The sequence below is a fragment of the Roseateles sp. SL47 genome (assembly GCF_026625885.1).
Taxonomy (GTDB): Bacteria; Pseudomonadota; Gammaproteobacteria; order Burkholderiales; family Burkholderiaceae_C; genus Roseateles.
In genome coordinates, this window is record NZ_CP113068.1 from 3,216,832 (window position 1) to 3,238,013 (window position 21,182).

Here is a 21,182-nt window from a genome sequence, read left to right on the forward strand (position 1 = left end):
GCCGACATGCTGAAGATTGAAGACATCAAGGTGCATCTGGATGCGGAGGCCGGCCTGGTCCGGGCCATCGACGGCATGCGCCTGACCCTGGCCCGCGGCCAGACCTTTGCCCTGGTGGGTGAGTCCGGCTGCGGCAAGAGCATGACAGCGCTGGCATTGATGCGCCTGTTGCCGGACAACGGCCGCATCGCCGGTGGGCGGCTGGACCTGGACGGGCAGGACCTGTTCGATCTGAGCGAAGCCCGCATGCGCGCGGTGCGGGGTGGCCGCATCGGCATGATCTTCCAGGAACCCGGCACCAGCCTGAATCCGGTGATGAAGGTCGGTGACCAGATCGTTGAGGCCATTGAGGCGCATACGCCGCTGCGCGCTGCGGCGGCCCGCGCCAAGGCGGTGGACTGGCTGCGCCGCGTTGGCATCCCCGAGCCGGAGCGGCGCATCGACGACTATCCGTTCCGGATGTCCGGCGGCCAGAAGCAGCGGGTGATGATCGCCATGACGCTGGCGGCCGAGCCGGACTACCTGATTGCCGACGAGCCCACCACCGCACTGGATGTCACCATCCAGGCGCAGATCCTGGACCTGCTGAAGGATCTGCAGCGGGAGCGGGGCCTCGGGCTGCTGCTGATCACCCACGACCTGGGCGTGGTGTCGGGCATGGCCCATCAGGTGGCGCTGATGTATGCCGGGCAGATCGTTGAGGTGGCGCCAGCCGCCGACTTCTTTGAAGCGCCCAAGCACCCGTATGCGCGGCTGCTGCTCAAGGCTCTGCCGGATGCGCAGCGCCGCGGCGAGCCGCTGGCCGCGATTCCCGGCACGGTGCCGCCCCTGTGGCAGGACTTCGACGGCTGCCGCTTCGCGCCCCGTTGTGATCGGGCGATGGTGCATTGCGGCCAGACCGCGCCGGCACTGGCCAATCCGCCGGACCGTCCGGCGGGCCACGAGGTGCGGTGCCTGCTGTACACCGATGTGCGCGAGTCCCTGGGCCGCCCGCCGGCCGTGCCTGCGGCGGTGGAAAGCCATGCAAGCCCGGCCGGGCAGCGGCTGCTGGAGGTCAAGGATCTGCGGGTGCGTTATGCCCTGAAGCGCGGTTTCCTGGGCGGGGCCAAGCGCTACTTCAATGCGGTGGACGGTGTGTCCTACAGCATCGACGCAGGGCGGACGCTGGCGCTGGTGGGCGAGTCCGGTTGCGGCAAGACCACGTCGGGCAAGGCCATCGTCCAGTTGCTGCGTCGTCAGGCGCTGATCGAGGGCCAGGCCCTGCTGCATGGCCCCACAGGCCAGGTGCAGGACCTGTTCCATCTGGAAGGCACCGCCCTGCGCGAGGCCCGTCGCCAGGTGCAGATCATTTTCCAGGACCCCTTTGCCTCGCTGAATCCGCGCCTGCGGGTGCAGGAGCTGCTGGAGGAGGGGTTGCAGGCGCTCCGGCCCGAGTTGGATGCCGGTGCCCGTCTGACGGTGCTGCATGAGCTGGTGGATCAGGTGGGTCTGCGGCGGGATGCCTTGAACCGGTTCCCGCATGAATTCTCTGGCGGACAGCGGCAGCGGATCGCCATTGCCCGCGCGCTGGCGGTGGAGCCGCGGCTGATCGTCTGCGACGAACCGACGTCGGCGCTGGACGTGTCGGTGCAGGCGCAGATCCTCAACCTCCTGCGGGACCTGCAGCGGCAGCGGGGGCTCTCCTACCTCTTCATCACCCACAACATCGGCGTGGTGGAGTACATCGCCGACCAGGTGGCGGTGATGCAGTCCGGACGCATCGTCGAGGCCGGTCGTTGTGACCAGGTGTTGGGCCAGCCTGAGCAGGCGTACACCCGAACGCTGCTGGCGGCGGTGCCTCGCGTGGAGCGAAAACCGGCGGCCGCCTGAGCGCAGAGCGGCAAGGCCTGACCCCGCCAAGACCGGGGTGACGGCGTCAACCACAAACAAAAAGGCCTCGCGGTATCCACCGCGAGGCCTTTTTGTTTGTAGGGTGGCGCGCCGTTGATATGTCGGTGAGTGTCTGGCGCGACATATTAAATACCCCATCCAAACGTGCGACTGCCGCGCGACATATTCAATTCTGCAATATTTGAAATTGGAAATATGTCGGCGCGCCCACGCCCGGTGCTGATGAATGACGCACCGCCACCGCCGTGATGCCGCCGTGATGCCGCCGTTTCAGCACAAGGAGTGTGCGGAGCGCCCAAACTCGGGGCGATCGACCGCATCCTTTTGGTGAATACGTGGGCGATATGCGCGCCGCGCATCCTCAAAATCGCGTCAATCGAAAACAAACGCACGATTCAAAGTGGCTAGTCGCCCGTTCGTGCGATGTGTGTCGTCGCTTCAACGCAACGGAAACCATCCCTCGCACACACGTACTTACCCGCATAAAACCATGACTTCGGCCACTTCCGCCGGCCTCTCTAGGGGTTCACCTGAGGAGTCTTCACTAGCCAGAAAAGACACTGCAACAACCTAAATCTGAGACGGATGCTCAGGCACAGGTCTGACCTTTACCGAGGTCTGCCGCGTGTTCACAACACGTCACGAGTGTTTCTGGAAAAGGAGTTTCCAATGTTCAAACGCAAGAGCGTCAACCTTGCCGCTTTGCTGGCCCTGGGCGTGGCGCTGCCCGCCGTGGCCCAGCAGCAACTCGACAAAGTCGAAATCACGGGTTCCTCGATCAAGCGCATTGATGCTGAAACGGCCCTGCCGGTCAGCGTGATTTCGCGCGACAACATCGACAAGAGCGGTGTGTCCAACGTCCAGGAGCTGGTGGACCGCCTGAGCTACAACAACGGTGGCGGCATTTCGCTGGGCCAGTCGATCGGTGACTCGTCGGCCACCGGCCAGACCGGTGCTTCGCTGCGTGGCCTGGGTCGCGCCCGCACTCTGGTGCTGTTGAACGGCCGTCGTCTGCCGGTTTACCCGTTCAGCGGACAGGGGGTGGACTTGAACTCGGTGCCTCTGGCGGCGATCGAGCGCATCGAAGTGCTGCGTGACGGCGCTTCGGCCACCTACGGTTCCGACGCCATCGGCGGCGTGATCAACTTCATCACCCGCAAGGACTGGCAAGGCGGCGAAATCAGCGCCAGCCTCGAAGTGCCACACAGCGTGGGTGATGTGGCCTCGCTGGCGGGCGGCTTCGGCGTGGGCGACCTGTCCAAGCAGAAGTTCAACGTCCTGGGGACCTTCAACTATCAGAAGTACGACCCGATCCGCGCCAAGGACCGTGGTTTTGCCTCCACCGGCAACCGTCCTGACCTGGGCATCGTCAAGGATTCCGGCAACACCTTCCCGGCCAACGCCTCCATCGTGCAGGCCGACGGCACCCTGAAGTACGTGCCGGGCGCCGCGAACTATCCGCTGTGCAATGCACCGGACAGCTTCAAGGGCTCCGCCAACTGCCGCTACGACTACACGCACTACATCGACCTGGTCCCTGAGCAAGAGCGTTATGGCGCACTGCTGAAGGGCACGCTGGCTGCCGACGAGAACAACACGCTGTTTGCCGAGTTGATGTACAGCCGCAACGAGATCACGCTGGGTTCGTCGCAGACCCCGTCGACCACCACCGGCAAGTCTTCCTACGTGTACCCGGGTGGCGGCAAGTGGTACCCCACCGCTGCCGTGGACGCGGTGCAACCGGGCTACCGGGGTGACCTGGTCATCAACTGGCGTATCGTGGACGGCGGTCAGCGCCGGGACAAGGTCACCAATGAGGTGACCCGCACCGTGCTGGGTGCCGATGGCACGCTGGCCGGCTTTGACTACAAGGCCGCCTTCACCTATGCGGAAGGCAAGGCGCGTGACGACTTTGTCAGCGGCATCTACTCGGACACCCGTCTGCGTACGGCACTGGCCACCGGCCTGATCAACCCGTTCGGCCCGAACGACGCAGCCGGCCTGGCCGCGCTGAAGTCGGCGGAACTGTCCGGCAACAACCGCAAGTCCAAGACCAGCAACACCGGCGTGGACTTCACGCTGTCGCGTGAGCTGTTCAATGTGGGCGCCGGCAACCTGGGTGCGGCCCTCGGTGGCGAATTCCGCAAGGAAAAGTACAACGACGGCTACTCCGACATCGCCGGTTCTGGCGACATCGTGGGCGGTTCCGGCAACGCCGGCAAGGTGACCGGCCAGCGCGACATCTCCGGTGTCTTCACCGAGTTGAACTTCCCGGTGCTGAAGTCCCTGGAACTGAACGCTGCCGTTCGTTATGACCGCTACAGCGGCACCAAGGGCGAGTCGCGCGACGGGTCCTTCAGCTCGCCGGCCGTCTCGGCCACCAGCCCGAAGATTGCGCTGCGCTTCACACCGATGACCGGTCTGCTGCTCCGCGCGTCCTACGGCAAGGGCTTCCGTGCCCCGGCCCTGGACAACATGTATGCACCGTCGGCCGCCACGAACACCGGCAGCAACTACACCGATCCGTTCTATGACGCGATCGTGGGCTGCACGAACTCGCCCAACACCGACCACTGCAACACGCAGCTGACCGCCGTCAACAACAGCAACCCTGACCTGAAGCCCGAGAAATCGAAGTCCTTCAACCTGGGTCTGGTGTTCGAGATGATCAAAGACACCACGATGGAGGTGAACTACTTTGACATCAAGATCACGAACGGCATCCGCTCGCTGACCGGCGACGACATCCTGAAGGACTGGTTTGCCAAGCGGACCGGCCCGACGACCAGCAGCTCGGTCTACGCCAGCCGCCTGGTCATCGACCCGACCACCGGCTACCTGAACTACGTGAATGCCTCGCAGGAAAACGTGGGCCAGGCCCGCGTGGCCGGCTTCGACCTGAATGCGAAGACCCGCCTGCGTAGCGACTACGGCACCTTCACGCCGGGCTGGGAAGGCACCATCCTGACCAAGAGCACCGAAACCAACATCGTCACTGGCGATGAGGTGGACAACCTGGGCAAGTATGCCGTGGGTGGGCCGGTGATCAAGTTCAAGCAGACCTTCACGCTGGACTGGGACAAGGGCCCTTGGGGCGTTGGCCTGCGCTACTACCGTCAGAACTCCTACAAGGACTACGACGAAACCCGCACCGTCAAGGCCTACGACCTGTGGGACCTGCAAGGTCTGTACCGCGGGATCAAGAACATGACGTTCACCGTGGGCTTCCGTAACCTGTTTGACAAGAAGCCCCCCGTCACCGTGCAGGAAGACTACTTCCAGGTCGGTTTCGACCCGACCTACGCCGATGTGAAGGGCCGCACCTTCTATCTGCGTGGCAAGTACGCGTTCTGATCGCTGAACCGTTCTTGGACCGCTTCCCCCTGAAAGGCGGGGTGTGGGTCTGAACTCAGGGCAGGTCCTCCGGGGCCTGCCCTTCTTTTATGCGTATGCTTATCCAGGTGGCCATCGCGATGGATGGCGACCGACTGCAACCGGTGTCATGAACTATCTCAACCCCGATCTGGACTTCGATGCGCTGGGCCACACGCTGCGCACCACCGGCCGTGTGCTGATCCGCAACTTCTTTTCAATGGAAGTGGCGAATGCACTGGACCAGGCCCTGCAGCGCATTGACTGGCAATTGGCCTATCGCGACTTGAACGGCGATCGCCGATTGACCGGTGAGCAGTTGCGCAGCCTGACGCCCGAGCAGCGCTGGCAATTGACCGAAGGCATTCATTCGGTGGCTCGCGAGGGCTTTCAGTTCTCGTTCTTTTCGGATTCATTGGTGGAGGCTCTGCAGCAAGGGCGGACCGACCTGCTGGCGCGCTTCATGCGCTACATGGCGGAGGACGATTTCCTCTCCCGCATGCGCACCCTCAGCGGGGATGCATCCATCAATGGGGTGTATGCACAGGCCACCATGTATTCACGTGGCAATTTCCTGACGGCCCATGACGACCATGTGGAGCGTGAGGACCGTCGTCTGGCGTACGTCATCAACCTGACGCGGCAGTGGAGCCCGGATTGGGGAGGGCTGCTGCACTTCACGGGTGAGGATGGTTCGGTGCTGGACACCTTCTACCCCCACTTCAATTCACTGTCCTTGTTCACGGTGCCGCAGCCTCATTTCGTGTCGTATGTGCCGCCCTTTGCGATGGGCGAGCGTCAGGCCATCACAGGCTGGTTGATTGCAGCGGAACGTGGGGCAACAACAGCCTGACCGGGGCTTTGTGCTTGTTGAACCCGTCCCTGCACCCCCCGATCCCGGGAGCGTGTTTTGCCCCTACGCGAATGGCTGTGCAGGGCAGGGCGCCTATCCGGAGAAACCTGATGGTGCCGTCAAAGATTTTTCGCTAAATTGACTCCGTTGCTGACTTGAGCGACATCCGCACGCATCATGGCCGCAACCGTTTTCCAGGTGCGAAAATTGCGTTCGTGTTGGACATGGTGGGGTGGCGGCCTGGCTGAAAAGCCGGGCGCATGGGGAAAGCACTCATTCGGTGCAATCACCCCGTCGCCACCATACCAGTAAGATACCAGGTGATCCGGCAGAGGCGGGGTCCAGGGGCCTAAAAGCCCCTATCCATCCTCTCTGAAGGGGCTTGGGCGCAGTGTGAAATCCTTCGGGCAAACCCCAGGGAAGAGCGCAAGTCCAAGTCGTTTATGATCAGCGTCGCGCAAGGTGGTCAGCGATGTAGTTTCACTACAGAACTGGATCGGTCCTTGAGACGCCCGCGGCCACAAGCCGACGGGCATTTTTGTTGAGTCGGGTTCGTATCGTGCCCAGGGTTTCGGTTCTTCGTGTTGTGTCCATCCTGCATTCGGCGGGGCGGCGATCTTCGGCACTGACGGCCGTTGCACCACCGTTCCCTGCCGTCCGCACAGCCGGCAAGGCAGGCGCTGCTGACCCCCTTGGTTGCGGCGCGAACGCCTGATCAGCCTGGCTGTGTTGAGTCGAACTCCCCTTTAGTCTCGATGAAAGATATTCGCAGTTTGATGAAGGAGCGCGCATGAACTTTGCGCAGGATAAAGGCGGGTCGTCGCGCCTGACGGGCTTTGGCCTCGTCGTACTGGTGCACGTCCTGATCATCGGCGCCCTGGCGAGCGGTCTGGCGACCAAAGTCAAGGAAGCCATCAAGGGCCCCATCGATGTGAAGGTCGTCGAGGAAAAGGTCAAACCGCCGCCTCCTCCCGAGAAGGTGGTGCCGCCTCCGCCCGATATCAAGGCCCCACCGCCGCCGTTCGTGCCGCCGCCCGAAGTGGTGGTGACCGCGCCGCCGCCGATCAACACGCCTGCGCCGACGGTCTCCACGACGCCGCCGCCGGTCACGGACTTCAAGCCCACGCCGCCGCCGGCTGCTCCTGCACCCCCGGCACCGCCGCGCACGGGCCCGATGAAGGCCGTGGGTAACTGCACCAAGATGGGCAAGCCTGAAATGCCGGCCCTGAACTGGTCGGGTCAGGCTTCTTACAAGGCTACCTTCACCGTGAAGGGCGGCCGCGTGACGGAAGTGCAATTCACGACCATCCGTGGCGCGAACGACCGCAAGGCAGAACGCGCCATGAAGAATGCCATCCAGTCCGCGCTGACGGAAACCTACGAATGCCCGGGGGATCTGCTCCTCGAGCAGGAGTTCGTTTTCAGCATGGATTGATACGCCGGCCCCCCACCGGCCCCAGATCGATCACGGGGCGCCTGACGCGCCCCGCCCCTCTCAACCTGAGTTCAAGACTTTTTGCGTAGGAGCTAACTCCATGATCTCTCGTCTGTCTGCCTTGTTTGCGGCCGTTGCGTGCGCCGCGACCCTGGCCGTGTCCCCCCTGGCCGCTCAAGCACAGGACGCCGCATCCGCTGCTGCTTCCGGCGCTGAAGTGACCGCAGCTCCCGCCGCTGACACTGCTGCTCCTGCCGCTGCTCCCGAAGCTGCTGCTCCCGCTCCTCACACCGAGAAGGTGGACAACCCCTACAGCCTGGGCAACATCGTCGCCCACGGCAACATCGTGGACCAGATCGTTCTGGCGATCCTGTTCATCATGTCGCTGGGTTCGTGGTACATCCTGTTCACGAAGCTGTGGGACACCTCCAAGATTGCTCGTGAAGCCAAGGACGTCCGCGCCACCTTCTTCAAGAAGGCTTCGCTGGCTGAAGGCATCAAGGGCCTGAGCGAAACCGGTGCCTTCCGCTTCATCGCCCAGACCGGCGTGGAAGCTTCGGATCATCACGAAGGTGCGCTGACCGAAAACATCGACCACAACACCTGGGTGACGATGAACATCGACCGCGCTGTCGGCGAAGTGAACTCGCGCCTGCAAGGCGGCCTGGGCTTCCTGGCCACCGTCGGTTCGACCTCTCCCTTCATCGGCCTGTTCGGTACCGTGTGGGGCATTCTGCAAGCGCTGACCCAGATCGGTGTGGCTGGCCAGGCTTCGATCGACAAGGTCGCCGGCCCCGTGGGCGCCGCGCTGATCATGACCGCCATCGGTCTGGGCGTGGCTGTGCCGGCCGTGCTGGGCTACAACTGGCTGGTCAACCGCAACAAGTCGGTGATGGGTCAAGTGCGTGCCTTTGCTGCTGACCTGCACGGCGTGCTGATGGGCAGCCGCAAGGTCGCCAGCCGTTAATACTCGAAGTCCCGGAGACTCAATATGGGGATGAACGTAGGTTCGTCCGGTGGCGATGACGAGGTGGTCTCCACCATCAACACCACGCCCCTCGTGGACGTGATGTTGGTGTTGTTGATCATCTTCCTGATCACCGTTCCCGTGGTGACGCAATCGGTAGGGGTGACCCTGCCGAAAGAGACGAATGCCGTCCGCGTCACGAAGCCGGAGAACATCGAAATTGCGGTGACCAAGGAAGGCGACATCTACTGGGGCGTGCAACTAGTGCCGGATACCGAGACACTGGTCAATCGTCTGAAGAAGGTGGCGGTTCTGAATCCTCAACCGGAAGTCCACATCCGTGGCGACGAGAAATCGCGCTATGAGAATGTGGGCAAGGTGATGTTTGCGTGCCAGCGCGCAGGCATCATGTCCATCAAGTTTGTCACTGAGCCCCCGGCTCGTGGCGGTTGAAGGAGCTGAACAATGGGTATGAATGTTGGAAGCTCCAGCGGCAGTGACGAGCCAGAAACCATGCTGGACGTCAACACCACGCCGCTGATCGACGTGATGCTGGTGCTGCTGGTGATGCTGATCATCACCATCCCGATCCAGCTGCACTCGGTCAACCTGGACATGCCGCCGCCCAGCAAGAACACTCCGCCGGAGCCCCCGGTCGTCCACGAAGTGGCGATCGACTTCGACGGCACGGTGTTGTGGGACGGTGTGGCACTGGCCAGCAATGCAGCGCTGGAATCCAAGCTGTCTGAAGTGGTGGCGATCCCGGACCAGCCGGAAGTGCACATCAAGCCGAACAAGCTGGCCGAATATGGCTACGTGGCGGCGGTGATGGCTTCTGCGCAGCGCCTGGGCGTCAAGAAGATGGCCATGGTCGGGAACGAACAGTTCATCAACTGATGACGGCCTGATTTGGTGTTAGAACAGAACGCGCTGCCCGCGAGGGTGGCGCGTTTTTCTTCGTAGGAGAGCAAGCGAATGAAACTGAAACTGCTGGCCACTGCCGCCGTGGGTGCCGCGGCCCTGGTGCTGGGTCAAACGCCCGAGGGCACGCTCGGTGTGATGTCCCAGGCGGCTGCCCAGGTGCGCCCCGATGTGGGCAAGCACCTGAAGGCCGCCTCCGATCTGCTCAAGGCAGGCAAGGCGGTCGAGGCCATGGCCAAGATCCGCGAAGCCGAAGCCGTGCCGGGCCGCAATGCCGATGAGAACGCAGCGCTGGAAGGCCTGCGCATCTCCGCCGCTTCGCGGACTGGGGATGCAGATGCCATGGTCAAGGGGTTTGATGCCCTGAACGCCGCTGGCCGCCTGCCGGCTGCCCAGAAGTTGCCGATGATGGAAGCCATCGCCGGCACCTATCTGCGTGCGGGCAACACCGCCAAGGCCCTGGACTGGGCCAACAAGTACTTCGCTGCGGGTGGCACCAGCGCCTCCGTGAAGCAGATCCAGACCAGTGCCCAGATGAAGTCGGGCGATGTGGGTCCGATGCTCAAGGATGCACTGGCCGAGATCGCTGCCGATGAAAAGGCCGGTCGCGCGCCGTCGCAACAAGCGCTGAACACCGCACAATGGGCTGCGAACAAGAAGGGCGACAGCGCCACTGAATCGCAGATCATCCAGAAGCAGCTGAGCTACTACCCGACCAAGCAACTGTGGTCGCAAGTGCTGGGCACGCTGCAGAGCAAGAAGGGCTTCAACGCCTCGCGGTATCAGACCGACATCCTCCGTCTGCGTCTGGCCACCGACAACATGACTGGCGCCAACGACTACATGGAGTTGGCTCAGTTGGCGGGTGCCGCCGGTTATCCGGAAGAAGGCAAGAAGGTGCTGGACAAGGGCTTCTCGAGCGGCGTGCTCAAGCCCACCGACGACAACGGTCGTCCGAAGCGCCTGGCGGATCTGCTGGCCAAGCGTGTGGCGGATGCCGTCGCGGCGCAGGCGTCCAATGAGCAGGCGGCTCGCGCCTCTCGTGAGGGCGACGATCTGATCAAGGTGGGCCTGGCGCAAGTGCAGCGTGGCCAGAAGGCCGCCGGCCTGAAGCTGATCGACGAAGGCTTGGCCAAGGGCAACTTCAAGCGTCCGGACGATGCCAAGCTCTACCAGGGTCTGGCGCAGTACCTGGCGGGTGAAACCGCCAAGGCGCAGGCCACCTGGCGCACTGTGAAGGGCACCGACGGCTCGGCGGACATCGCCGGCATGTGGCTGGTGGTGTCGCGCTCCGGCAAGAAGTGATCTGACGTGGTGGCGGCCGGGCTTTGGTCCGGTGGCCGCGCGACACAACAAAACCCCCGGGGCTCACGCTCCGGGGGTTTTGTCTTTGGTGCTGCGCTAACGGTCGGTGCAAGCGCGGCTCGGCTCGACCCGGGCTCAACTGGCCCCGGCTCGCGTCGACCCGGTTTAGCGCGGGTTGGTGCGGTTTGGCGTGGTTTAGCGCGGGGCCAGCCGGATGGCGCCGTCCAGCCGGATCACTTCGCCGTTGAGCATGTCGTTGGTGATGATCTGGTGCACCAGCTTGGCATAGTCGTCCGGGCGGCCCAGCCGGGACGGGAAGGGCACGCTGGCGGCCAGCGCATCCTGCACCTCCTGCGGCATGCCAAACAGCATCGGTGTTCCAAAGATGCCGGGAGCGATGGTCATGTTGCGGATGCCGTTGCGGGCCAGGTCTCGGGCGATGGGCAGCGTCATGCCCACCACGCCGCCCTTGGAGGCCGCATAAGCCGCCTGGCCGATCTGGCCGTCATAAGCAGCCACCGAGGCCGTGGAGATCATCACGCCGCGCTCGCCGGTGGCTTCGGGCTCGTTCTTGCACATGGCCTCCGCCGCCAGCCGGATCATGTTGAAGCTGCCAATCAGGTTGACCTGGATGACCTTGGAGAAGGCGGCCAGCGCATGGGCGCCTTCCTTGCCGACGGTCTTGGCCGCCGGCGCGATGCCGGCGCAGTTCACCAGCCCCATGAGCTTGCCGCGACCGACGGCGGCATTCACCACCGCCTGGGCATCGGCTTCCTGGCTCACATCGCACTTCACGAACAGCCCGCCCAGTTCGCGGGCCAGTGCTTCACCGCGCTCGACTTGCAGGTCGGCAATCACGACCTGTGCGCCTTCGCGCGCCAGCATCCGTGCCGTGCCTTCACCCAGCCCCGAGGCGCCGCCGGTGACGATGAAAACCTTGTTGGCGATGTCCATGCTTGTCTCCTTGTTTGACTTCCGTTGACGTTAACGTCAATTGTTATGCGTAAAAAAGGCGGCCGGAAGAGGCCGCCTGTGTCTGCAAGACCGATCAGGCCAGCGCAGCCAATGCGCGCGAGGTGATTTCGTCCACCGAGCCCAGGCCTTCGATGCGGCGGTATTGAGGGGCTTGAGCGTCACCGCTGGCAGCCCAGCGGGAGTAGTAATCCACCAGCGGCCGGGTTTGCGACTGATAGACCTCCAGGCGTTTCTTGACGGTTTCTTCCTTGTCGTCGTCGCGCTGGATCAGGTCTTCACCGGTCACGTCGTCCTTGCCATCGGCCTTGGGCGGATTGAACTTGAGGTGATAGCTGCGGCCCGAGGCGGGGTGCACACGGCGGCCGCTGATGCGCTCGATGATGGCTTCATCCGGCACGGCGATCTCCAGCACGAAGTCCAGCTTCACACCGGCGTTCTTCATGGCGTCCGCCTGCGGAATGGTGCGGGGGAAACCGTCGAAGAGGAACCCCTTGGCGCAATCCGGTTGGGTGATGCGTTCCTTGACCAGGCCGATGATGATGTCGTCACTCACCAGCCCGCCGGCGTCCATCACCTTCTTGGCCGCGAGGCCCAGTTCGGTGCCAGCCTTCACCGCCGCACGAAGCATGTCGCCGGTGGAGATTTGCGGGATGCCGAACTTTTGGCAGATGAAGGCCGCCTGGGTGCCTTTACCGGCGCCAGGGGCGCCCAGAAGAATCAGTCGCATGTGTCTCCTCGATACAGGGAAGAAGGCGCGTCACGGTTGCAGCAAACGTGACGCGCCCTCGATAACTGCGGGCGAGGATAGCATGGGCTGGCCTTCACCCCGCTGACGTTCCGCAGGAATGACCAAGGGCTGTAACCCGGCCGGGCTACGGAGGGTCAGCCCATCAGGGCACGAACGCGCGCCAGGTCTTCGGGCGTATCGACGCCGGGACCCGGCCGTTCCTCGCTCACATGCACGGCAATGCGCTCGCCATGCCAGAGCACCCGGAGTTGCTCCAGCGCCTCGATCTGCTCCAGCGGGCTCACCGGCAGGGTGGGGAAGCGGCGCAGGAAACCGGCGCGGTAGGCATACAGGCCGACATGGCGCAGCACGGCACCGGGCCGGATGCGGGCACCACCGCCGGGCGCATCGCGCCACCATGGGATGGGCGCGCGGGAGAAATACAACGCCAGGCCTTGTGCGTCGGTCACCAGCTTCACCACGTTGGGGTTGGCGAATTCGGCGTCGTCGTCGATGGCATGGGCCACCGTGGACATCTGGCATTGCGGACGCTGAGCCAGCAGTTCGGCACACGCGCGGATCATGCCGGGGGCAATCAGCGGTTCGTCGCCCTGCACATTCACCACCACCGCGTCGTCCGCCAGGCCCAGCGCCTCGCTGGCCTCGGCCAGACGGTCGCTGCCGCTGGCATGGTCGGCGCGGGTCATCAGGGCGCGCACACCGTGGGCGTCACAGGCGGCCTGCACCGCCGAGGAATCCGTGGCCACCACCACCTGGGCGGCGCCGGCCATGGCGGCCCGACGGGCCACCTGGACGATCATCGGGGCGCCGGCAATCTCCGCCAGGGGTTTGTTGGGCAGCCGGCTGGAGGCCAGCCGGGCCGGGATGATGATGTGGAAGGGCAGGGCGCCCGCCTCCGCACTCATGCCGGCTCGCCCTCGCCATCCAGCGCACGGGCCTCGTTGGCCAGCATCACCGGGATGCCGTCGCGCACCGGAAACGCCAGGCGGTCGGCCGGGCACACCAGTTCACGGGCGGGCAGGGGGCGGGCCGCACCGGTCTCGGCATGGCGGCGGTCTTCCAGCGGGCCCTTGCAGACGGGGCACACCAGCATGTCAATCAGTCTATGGTCCATCGGGCAGCAGGCGCTTGAGCTCGGGGAGCAGCGCCTCCTCAAATGCAGGTTCGGGCTGGAAGTCTAGCGCCACCACCCAGATGCGGCAGCCTTGCAGCGCTTCCGGCCGCAATTTCACGGCGTCTTTTTCGGTGATGACGACTTCATCGGTGCGGGCCCAGGGCAGTGGGTCCAGCGCGGCGTGGTCGGGCAGGGGCAGGGCGCGAAAGTTCAAGCCCTGGTCGCCCAGCATGTCGAAAAAGCGCTGCGGACGTGCCAGGCCAGCGGCGGCGATCAGCGGCTTGTTGCGCAAGGCATGCAGGCGTTCCATGCGCGGGGCTTCGCCGCGCCACCAGTCGGCCAGCGCGGTGGCGCCGGCGAGCTGGCGCACCCCTACAAAGCCGGGCAGGCCGGTGCTGCGTAACCCGGTTGAGTACAGCACCAGTTGCCGGTCACTGCTGCCCGGGGGCGGCGGCAGATGGCGCGACTGGCGGAGCGGGCCGGCAGGCAACAAGCGGCCATTGGCCAGGCCCCGTTCATCAAACACCAGCACGCTGAGTTGACGTGGCAGGCGCCAGTGCTGGAGGCCGTCGTCGGAGAGGAGCAGTTGCAGGTCGGGATGGGCCGCCAGCAGGGCCTGCGCCGTGGCCACGCGGTCACGTCCCACGGCCACCGGCACCCGGGCACGCAGCGCGATCATGAGCGGCTCATCACCAACGTCGGCGGCGCGATCGCCGTCCTGGATGACACGGATGCGTTGGTCGTCCACGCGGCCGTAACCCCGCGAGATGACACCGGCACGAATGCCGGCCCGTTGGAGGATGGCCAGGATGGCGAGTGTGGTGGGGGTTTTTCCGGCGCCGCCGACCACCCAGTTGCCCACCACAAGGACAGGCACCGGCAAGCGTGCGGCGCGCTTCAGCCCGAATCGGTAGAGGGCCACCCGCAGCCGCAGTACGGCGGCATGCAGGGCACCGAGCGGCCGGAGCAACTGGGCCAGGCGGTCGTTGTCCCGCCAGGCCCGCTGGAGCCGCGCCTCCAAGGAACCGGGGTTCATTCCCGGGGCTTGTTGGCGGCGAAGGTCAGCCGCGGAAGGTTGGCGCGGCGGGCCGCGTCCATGACATTGACCACGGCCTGATGGGGGGTGGCGGCATCCGCCGAAATGATCAGCACTGGGTCTTGCTTGCCCTGCGTGGCCGCCTGCAGCGCGGCGGTGAGCAGATCCACGCTGCGGCCTTCCACGGCCTGGCTGTTAATGGCGTAGCGGCCATCGGCCGAGATCGCAACGATGATTTCCGCCGGGCGGTCCTTCATCGTCTGCGCATCGGCGGTGGGCAGGGTCACCTGGAGTTCCGTGAACTTCGAGTAGGTGGTCGAGAGCATCAGGAAGATGAGCACGACCAGCAGCACGTCGATGAACGGGATCAGGTTGATCTCCGGCTCCTCGCTCTGGCGACGGCGGAACTTCATTTGGTGGCAGCCTTGGACGAGGCGCGCATGGCCGGCGCGGAGGCCGCAGGTGCGCCCGATGCAGTGCTGGCGGCGCCTGCGCCCCGGCTGGTGAGATGGTTCAGCAGACGCTCGCTGGCCTGTTCCATGTCCACCACATACGCTTCCACACGGCCGCGGAAGTAGCGGTAGAACATCAGCGCCGGGATGGCGATGATCAGGCCGAACGCGGTGTTGTAGAGCGCAATCGAAATGCCATGCGCCAGCATCGTCGGATTGTTGCCCGTGGGGCCCTGGCTGCCGAAGATCTCGATCATGCCCACCACCGTGCCCAGCAGGCCCAGCAGCGGCGCCGCCGCCGCAATGGTGCCCAGTGTGTTCAGGTAGCGCTCCATCTGATGGATGGCATGGCGGCCGGCCAGTTCAAAGGCCTGGCGCATCCGGGGCTCTGCCATGCGGGCGTCGGTCTGCGCGGCGCGCAGGCCGGCGGCCAGCACCTGGCCCAGCAGGGAGTTCTCGGCCAACTTGTTGACCACGTCGCCGCTCGGAATCTGCAACTGGGTCACGCCCAGCACTTCGTCGATCAGGCTGTCCGGTGCCACGCGGCTGGCGCGCAGGCTGACGAGACGTTCGATGATCAGGGCCAAGGCCACCACGGAACACAGCAGCAAGGGCCAAATGGGCCATCCAGCGGCTTGTATGATCGAAAACAAGGCAATCCCTCCGTTCGGGCCATTCTCAGCCCGGCGGCGCATTATGGCGCCAGGAGCGCCCGCCGCCGAGCATCCTCCGGGTCTCTCACAAGCCCTTACAAACATCCACGATTCCTGTGGATAACTTTGTGGGCAACCGCGTGATCAAGCGTCCGATGGCCCGTCTCCAAGGGACAAAGATTGGCTTGCTCAAAATTTCAGCAGGAAAAAGCTTTTGAAAAACAACCGCTTATCGATATGTGACGGCCGCATGACGGGCGATGTGGCCCGCAGGACCAGCATTGGCGCGGCTGTGGAGTTCCGGACCCGCGTCCTGCTTGGGTTTGCACGTGATTGACGCGCCACAAGCCGCATCACCACGCATGGTGTGGGGCGTGGCCGCCCTGTTGACGGCACTTTCCGACGCATTGCAGGCGCGCTTCCCCGTGCTGACGGTGCAAGGCGAGCTGTCCGGGTTTACCCGGGCGTCCAGCGGCCACTGCTATTTCAGCCTGAAGGACGGCGATGGCCAGGCGGCCATGCTGCGTTGTGCGATGTTCCGGCGGGCCGCCAGCCTGATGGACTTTTCGCCCCGGGATGGCCATGCGGTGGAGGTGCGGGGCCGGATCGGGCTGTATGAACCGCGCGGTGAACTGCAGTTCATCGTGGAATCGATGCGGCGGGCGGGTGAGGGCGCGCTTTACGAGCAGTTCCTGCGGCTGAAGGCCCGGCTGGAGGCGCAAGGGCTGTTTGATGCCGACCGCAAGCGCGTGCCGCCACCGTACGCCCGCCGCATCGGGGTGATCACCTCGGCCGCTGGCGCCGCGCTGCACGATGTGCTCACCGCACTGGCGCGCCGCGCGCCGCATGCGCAGGTCTTCCTCTACCCCAGCCCGGTGCAGGGCGCGGATGCGCCGCCCGCGCTGGTGCGCGCGCTGGAAGTGGCGAATGAACGGGCCGATGCCGACGTGCTGCTGCTGGTCCGGGGTGGCGGGTCGCTGGAGGACCTGTGGGCCTTCAACGACGAGCGGGTGGTGCAGGCCATTGCCCGGTCTGCGCTGCCGGTGATCTGCGGGGTGGGCCATGAAACCGACATCACGCTGGCCGACCTGGCCGCCGACGTGCGCGCGCCCACGCCCACCGCTGCAGCGGAGCTGGCCACCGTTTCCCGGCAGCAGTGTCTGGACACCCTGGCCGCCTTGGAGCGTCAACTGCATCGCCGGCTGGAGCAGCGCCTGGACAGTGCTTCGCAGCGCCTGGACCGGCTGGCCTTGCGTCTGGCCCGCCCGGGGGACACCCTGAGCCGCCAGCGCCGCCGCCTGGACCTGTACGGTCAACGCCTGGGCCAGTTGCTGCCTCGGGTGGCGGCCCAGCGTCAGCAGCGGCTGGACCTGCTGGCCCAGCGCCTGGGGCAGCTCCTGCCCCGGGCTGCCGCCCATCGGCAGCAGCGGCTCGACCCTCTGGAGCAGCGGCTGGCCCGCGCCTTGCCCCAGCAGGCCGGACGGGAGGCGCAGCGGCTGGCCTCCCTGGCCGCCCGTCTGCAGGCCCTGGACCCGCGGCAGGTGCTGCAGCGGGGCTTTGCCTGGCTGGACGATGGCCAGGGGCGGGCGCTGACCTCCGTCAACCAGTTGCGCGAGGGTCAGGCCTTGCGGGCGGTACTGGCGGACGGTGCGGCCGAGCTGACCGTGGACCGGCTCAGCCCCACCACCCGCCCGCCCCGGCGAAAGAAGACCCAGGGCGACTGACGCGCCCGCTTAATCCCCTGCCGTTGGCGAGGGCGATTAGCTGCCTACAATCGCCGCGATCTTTGTCCAAACTCAACAAGAGGAGTGCCTCATGGAACACGTTCTTCCCGACCTGCCCTACGACAAGAATGCCCTGGCCCCGCACATCAGCGCCGAGACGCTGGAGTACCACCACGGCAAGCATCACAAGGCGTACGTGGACAACCTGAACAACCTGCAAAAGGGCACGGAGTTCGAGTCCAAGACGCTGGAAGAAGTCGTCAAGACCTCCAGCGGTGGCATTTACAACAATGCCGCCCAGATTTGGAACCACACCTTCTTCTGGAGCTGCCTGCGCCCGAACGGCGGCGGCGCCCCGACCGGTGCCCTGGCGGATGCCATCAATGCCAAGTGGGGCAGCTACGACGCCTTCAAGGAAGCTTTCCAGAAGAGCGCCGTGGGCAACTTCGGCTCCGGCTGGACCTGGCTGGTGAAGAAGGCCGACGGTTCGGTGGACATCGTCAACATGGGCGCTGCCGGCACCCCGCTGACCACCGGCGACAAGCCGCTGCTGACCATCGACGTGTGGGAACATGCCTACTACATCGACTACCGCAATGCCCGTCCGAAGTTCGTCGAGACCTTCCTGAAGAGCCTCGTGAACTGGGAGTTCGCTCAGGCCAACTTCGCCTGAGCTTCGGGTTTCCCGACAGCACAAGCACTTCGCTGAGCGGAGTGTTTGCCACCAGCGCCCCGCACTGCGGGGCGTTTTTGTTGGTGGCAGAGTTTGATAGGGCAGGCGCAGGGGATTCGTCAGAACCCGGTTGGTGCTATTTGTCGTCCGGCCGTCTTGACTCAGATCAAGGGGTTGTCCCGGCACAATGGGGGTATCTGATTCGCCCTGCGGTAGTTATCTGTCAAATTATTGATGGATCGCATCAAGCGATCTTGCGCTTTCCACCATCATCGCAGGCATGCCGCCCGCCGATGCTGCCGAAGCGGTCCTGCCTGCCGCCGCCCAGACGGCCGGGGCGGGATGCTCCGCCGACCCTTCTGTCAACCTACTTGCTGAGCGCTCTGTTGAGGGCTCTGTGGACGGCTCGGCTGAGCGTTCCGATGAGCGTGCCCATCAGCACGCCGCCGCCGCCGAGGCTGCGGCGGCCACCGCGTCCCCGCCCGACGCATTCCCCGATTTCCTCTCCTACAGCGACTGGACCAGCGACACCGACGCCCGCTCGCGGCTGCGCCTGTCTGGCATGCACTGCGCGGCCTGTGCGGGCCTCATTGAAGCGCTGCTGATCCGTCAGCCGGGCGTGCGCTCGGCCCAGGTCAGCCCCGCCACTCAGCGCCTGACCTTGGACTGGGCCCCCGCCGAGGTCTCGCTGCCCCAACTGCGCCGCGAACTGCGCCGCGCGGGATATGACTGCGCACCCGACCTGGCGGCCCCCACCAAAGACCTGCGTCGCCGCGAGCACCGCCAGGCCATCTGGCGCCTGTTTGTGGCGGGCTTCCTGATGATGCAGGTGATGATGCTCGCCTGGCCCGCCTATGTGGCGGCTCCCGGCGAGATGACACCGGATGTGCAGGCCCTGCTGCGCTGGGGCCAATGGGTGCTCACCCTGCCGGTGATGCTGCTGGCTGCCGGCCCGTTTTTTCAATCCGCCTGGACGCAACTGCGCAGCGGCCGCCTGGGCATGGATGTGCCGGTGGTGCTGGGCCTGGGCGTGGCCTTTGTGGCCGGCACCGGGGCCACGCTGAATCCCTCCGGCCCGTTTGGCCACGAGGTGTATTTCGATTCCATCACGATGTTCGTTGCCTTCCTGCTGGCGGCTCGTTATCTGGAGCTGCGCGCGCGCCACCGCGCCATGGAGGCGCTGGAGCAGGTCGGTGGGGCGATGACGGATCTGGTGGAACGGTTGCGGCCCGAAGGCGGGAGTGACTGGGTGGCGGCCGAATCCTTGCAGCGTGACGACCTCATCCGCGTGCTGGCCGGGCAGCGCATTCCGGCGGACGCCGTGGTCACCCAGGGCGAGGGTGCGGCCGATGAGTCGATGCTCAGCGGCGAATCCCGCCCTGTGGCCAAGGGGCGCGGGGACGAGGTGCTGGCGGGCAGCGTGAACCTCCACGGTGTGTTGTTGCTGCGCGTGCAGCAGGTGGGGGCGGGCACCCGGCTGGCCGGGCTCCAGCGGCTGATGGAACAGGCGTTCCAGGAACGGCCGGCGTTGCTCAAGGTGTCGGACCGCATGGCCGGCGTCTTCCTGGTGGGGGTGCTGGTCCTGGCGCTGGGCGCCGCACTCGCGTGGCAGTTCATCGACCCCGACCGGGCCGTGGCCGTCGCCGTGTCGGTGCTCATCGTCACCTGCCCGTGCGCCTTGTCGCTGGCCGCTCCGGCCGCCTGGGTGGCGGCCGCTGGGCGGATGGCCCGGCAGGGGCTGCTGCTGTCGCGTCTGGAGGCAATTGAATCCCTGGCGCGCACCACGCATGTGGTGCTGGACAAGACCGGCACGCTGACGGACACCCGGCTGGCGCTGGCCGAGCAATGGCCCGTCCGGCTCCCATCCGCCGACGCGGACATGGCCTTCGCCCTGGCGGCGGCGTCTCATCATCCCTTGTCACGCGCGCTGCTGCTGACGCTGCAAAGTCAGGCTGAAGCCGGCGGTTCGGGTGAAGCCCGCAGTGCGGGCCGTTCAGGGGAAGCCGGCGATGCCGGTGCCGGAGCCGTCGTGCAAGCCGACTCCGCGTCACCAGCCAAAGCGTCACCGGTTGCCGCGTCAGCCGCCACCACCACCACCACCACCACCACCACCACCACCACCGCCACCGCCGCCGCCGCCACGGCCGCCGCCGCCACGGCCACGGCCACCGCCGCCACGGCCACCGCTGCCACCGCCGCCACCACCACCGAGCATGCTGGTCGCGGTCTGGAGGCCGTGGAGGGGGCGGGCGTGTCTGGCGCCTGGGGGCGCCGCACTGGGCCAGCCAGACCTCCGCCCCAATGGCCGATGCCCAACTCGTGCTGGCCTGTGACGGCCGCCCCCTGGCCGCCTGGCGCTTCGACGAGCAACTGCGCGACGACGCCCGTGAGGCGGTGGCGCATTGCCAGGCGCTCGGTCTGGCGGTGGAGTTGCTCTCCGGAGACCGCGGCGGCCGGGTCGAGCTGGCCGCGCAACGGGCGGGCATCCGCCATTGGCAGGGGGCCGCCACGCCGGAAGACAAGCTGGCCCGGGTGACCGAGCTGCAGGCGCAAGGTGCCCATGTGCTGATGCTGGGCGACGGCATCAATGACGCTCCCGTGCTGGCGCGCGCCCATGCCTCCATCGCCATGGGGCAGGGCGCGGATCTGGCCAAGGCCCGTGCGGATGCGCTGCTGGTGCAGCCTCGCCTGAGCACCGTGCCGCAGGCCGTGGCGCTGGCTCGCCGCACGGTGACGGTGGTGCGCCAGAACCTGGGTTGGGCGCTGTTCTACAACGCGTCCTGCGTGCCGATGGCCCTGGTGGGCTGGCTGCCGCCCTGGGCGGCGGGCTTGGGCATGGCGCTGAGTTCCTGCGCGGTCATTGCCAACGCGGCGCGGCTGGGCCGCGTGCCGGTGGACGGTCGCCACACGGGCACCCCCTCCGGCGCGCCCGCTTCATCCGGCTCGTTTGCAGCATCCGGTTCATCCGCTGCATCCGCAGGACTCGCTGGATCCGCTGCATCCGCTGGATCCGCTGCATCCGCCACCGCTGCGGACCCCGATCCTCACCTCCAACAAGGCTGAA

At 65.7% G+C, this 21,182-nt stretch carries 18 protein-coding genes and 1 pseudogene; 12 read left to right on the forward strand and 7 right to left on the reverse strand.

The window, feature by feature from the left end:
- The first annotated feature begins 6 nt into the window (after positions 1 to 6).
- The 8 genes from OU995_RS14115 to OU995_RS14150 all read left to right on the forward strand — a co-directional run bounded on the left by OU995_RS14115 (position 7) and on the right by OU995_RS14150 (position 10,743).
- Positions 7 to 1,869 carry an ABC transporter ATP-binding protein gene (locus OU995_RS14115; RefSeq protein ID WP_267830673.1) on the forward strand — a complete coding sequence of 621 codons (1,863 nt, stop codon included), beginning with the start codon at positions 7 to 9 and terminating at the stop codon, positions 1,867 to 1,869.
- A gap of 690 nt (positions 1,870 to 2,559) precedes the next feature.
- On the forward strand, positions 2,560 to 5,244 hold the full coding sequence (locus tag OU995_RS14120) for a TonB-dependent receptor (RefSeq protein ID WP_267830674.1): 2,685 nt from the start codon (positions 2,560 to 2,562) through the stop codon (positions 5,242 to 5,244).
- Positions 5,245 to 5,392: 148 nt separating this feature from the next.
- Complete coding sequence (locus tag OU995_RS14125) at positions 5,393 to 6,115, forward strand: 2OG-Fe(II) oxygenase (protein ID WP_267830675.1); 723 nt, start codon at positions 5,393 to 5,395, stop codon at positions 6,113 to 6,115.
- Positions 6,116 to 6,905: 790 nt separating this feature from the next.
- Complete coding sequence (locus OU995_RS14130; protein ID WP_267830676.1) at positions 6,906 to 7,550, forward strand: energy transducer TonB; 645 nt, start codon at positions 6,906 to 6,908, stop codon at positions 7,548 to 7,550.
- A gap of 100 nt (positions 7,551 to 7,650) precedes the next feature.
- Positions 7,651 to 8,517, forward strand: a complete 867-nt coding sequence (locus OU995_RS14135) for a MotA/TolQ/ExbB proton channel family protein (protein ID WP_267830677.1) — start codon at positions 7,651 to 7,653, stop codon at positions 8,515 to 8,517.
- 24 nt (positions 8,518 to 8,541) lie between these two features.
- Positions 8,542 to 8,970, forward strand: coding sequence for an ExbD/TolR family protein (locus OU995_RS14140; protein WP_058935833.1), 429 nt, complete (start codon positions 8,542 to 8,544; stop codon positions 8,968 to 8,970).
- A 12-nt stretch (positions 8,971 to 8,982) separates the two neighbouring features.
- Positions 8,983 to 9,414, forward strand: coding sequence for an ExbD/TolR family protein (locus tag OU995_RS14145; protein WP_267830678.1), 432 nt, complete (start codon positions 8,983 to 8,985; stop codon positions 9,412 to 9,414).
- Positions 9,415 to 9,492: 78 nt separating this feature from the next.
- On the forward strand, positions 9,493 to 10,743 hold the full coding sequence (locus OU995_RS14150; RefSeq protein ID WP_267830679.1) for a hypothetical protein: 1,251 nt from the start codon (positions 9,493 to 9,495) through the stop codon (positions 10,741 to 10,743).
- A gap of 195 nt (positions 10,744 to 10,938) precedes the next feature.
- Here the strand turns inward: OU995_RS14150 and OU995_RS14155 are convergent, their stop codons facing one another.
- The 7 genes from OU995_RS14155 to OU995_RS14185 form a co-directional block, all read right to left on the reverse strand.
- Positions 10,939 to 11,697 (reverse strand): 3-hydroxyacyl-CoA dehydrogenase, encoded by a 759-nt coding sequence (locus OU995_RS14155; RefSeq protein ID WP_267830680.1) that lies wholly within the window; start codon positions 11,695 to 11,697, stop codon positions 10,939 to 10,941.
- 94 nt (positions 11,698 to 11,791) lie between these two features.
- The gene (gene adk / locus OU995_RS14160; protein WP_267830681.1) at positions 11,792 to 12,445 is read right to left on the reverse strand and encodes an adenylate kinase; all 654 of its coding nucleotides are present in this window, start codon (positions 12,443 to 12,445) and stop codon (positions 11,792 to 11,794) included.
- Between the two features lie 155 nt (positions 12,446 to 12,600).
- Positions 12,601 to 13,371: a 3-deoxy-manno-octulosonate cytidylyltransferase gene (gene kdsB / locus OU995_RS14165; protein WP_267830682.1), complete on the reverse strand. Its 771-nt coding sequence runs from the start codon at positions 13,369 to 13,371 to the stop codon at positions 12,601 to 12,603.
- Positions 13,368 to 13,580, reverse strand: a complete 213-nt coding sequence (locus tag OU995_RS14170; RefSeq protein ID WP_267830683.1) for a Trm112 family protein — start codon at positions 13,578 to 13,580, stop codon at positions 13,368 to 13,370. Before OU995_RS14170 ends, kdsB begins: the two co-directional genes overlap by 4 nt.
- Entirely contained in the window at positions 13,570 to 14,616 is a 1,047-nt protein-coding gene (gene lpxK / locus OU995_RS14175; protein WP_267830684.1) for a tetraacyldisaccharide 4'-kinase, read from the reverse strand. Before lpxK ends, OU995_RS14170 begins: the two co-directional genes overlap by 11 nt.
- A complete protein-coding gene (locus OU995_RS14180; protein ID WP_267830685.1) occupies positions 14,613 to 15,029 on the reverse strand; it encodes an ExbD/TolR family protein in 417 nt (138 codons plus the stop codon). The genes lpxK and OU995_RS14180 overlap by 4 nt, the downstream gene beginning before the upstream one ends.
- Positions 15,026 to 15,721 (reverse strand): MotA/TolQ/ExbB proton channel family protein, encoded by a 696-nt coding sequence (locus tag OU995_RS14185; protein WP_267830686.1) that lies wholly within the window; start codon positions 15,719 to 15,721, stop codon positions 15,026 to 15,028. Before OU995_RS14185 ends, OU995_RS14180 begins: the two co-directional genes overlap by 4 nt.
- Positions 15,722 to 16,050: 329 nt before the next feature.
- Between OU995_RS14185 and xseA the strand changes: the two genes are divergently transcribed.
- From xseA to OU995_RS14205, 4 genes and pseudogenes are all read left to right on the forward strand, one after another.
- Positions 16,051 to 17,445, forward strand: coding sequence for an exodeoxyribonuclease VII large subunit (gene xseA / locus OU995_RS14190; RefSeq protein ID WP_267830687.1), 1,395 nt, complete (start codon positions 16,051 to 16,053; stop codon positions 17,443 to 17,445).
- Between the two features lie 91 nt (positions 17,446 to 17,536).
- Complete coding sequence (locus tag OU995_RS14195; RefSeq protein ID WP_267830688.1) at positions 17,537 to 18,118, forward strand: superoxide dismutase; 582 nt, start codon at positions 17,537 to 17,539, stop codon at positions 18,116 to 18,118.
- Between the two features lie 280 nt (positions 18,119 to 18,398).
- Positions 18,399 to 19,976 (forward strand): annotated as a pseudogene (locus OU995_RS14200) (heavy metal translocating P-type ATPase); the annotation flags it as partial.
- A 443-nt stretch (positions 19,977 to 20,419) separates the two neighbouring features.
- Entirely contained in the window at positions 20,420 to 21,181 is a 762-nt protein-coding gene (locus OU995_RS14205) for an HAD-IC family P-type ATPase (RefSeq protein WP_267830689.1), read from the forward strand.
- The last annotated feature ends 1 nt before the right edge of the window (position 21,182 follow it).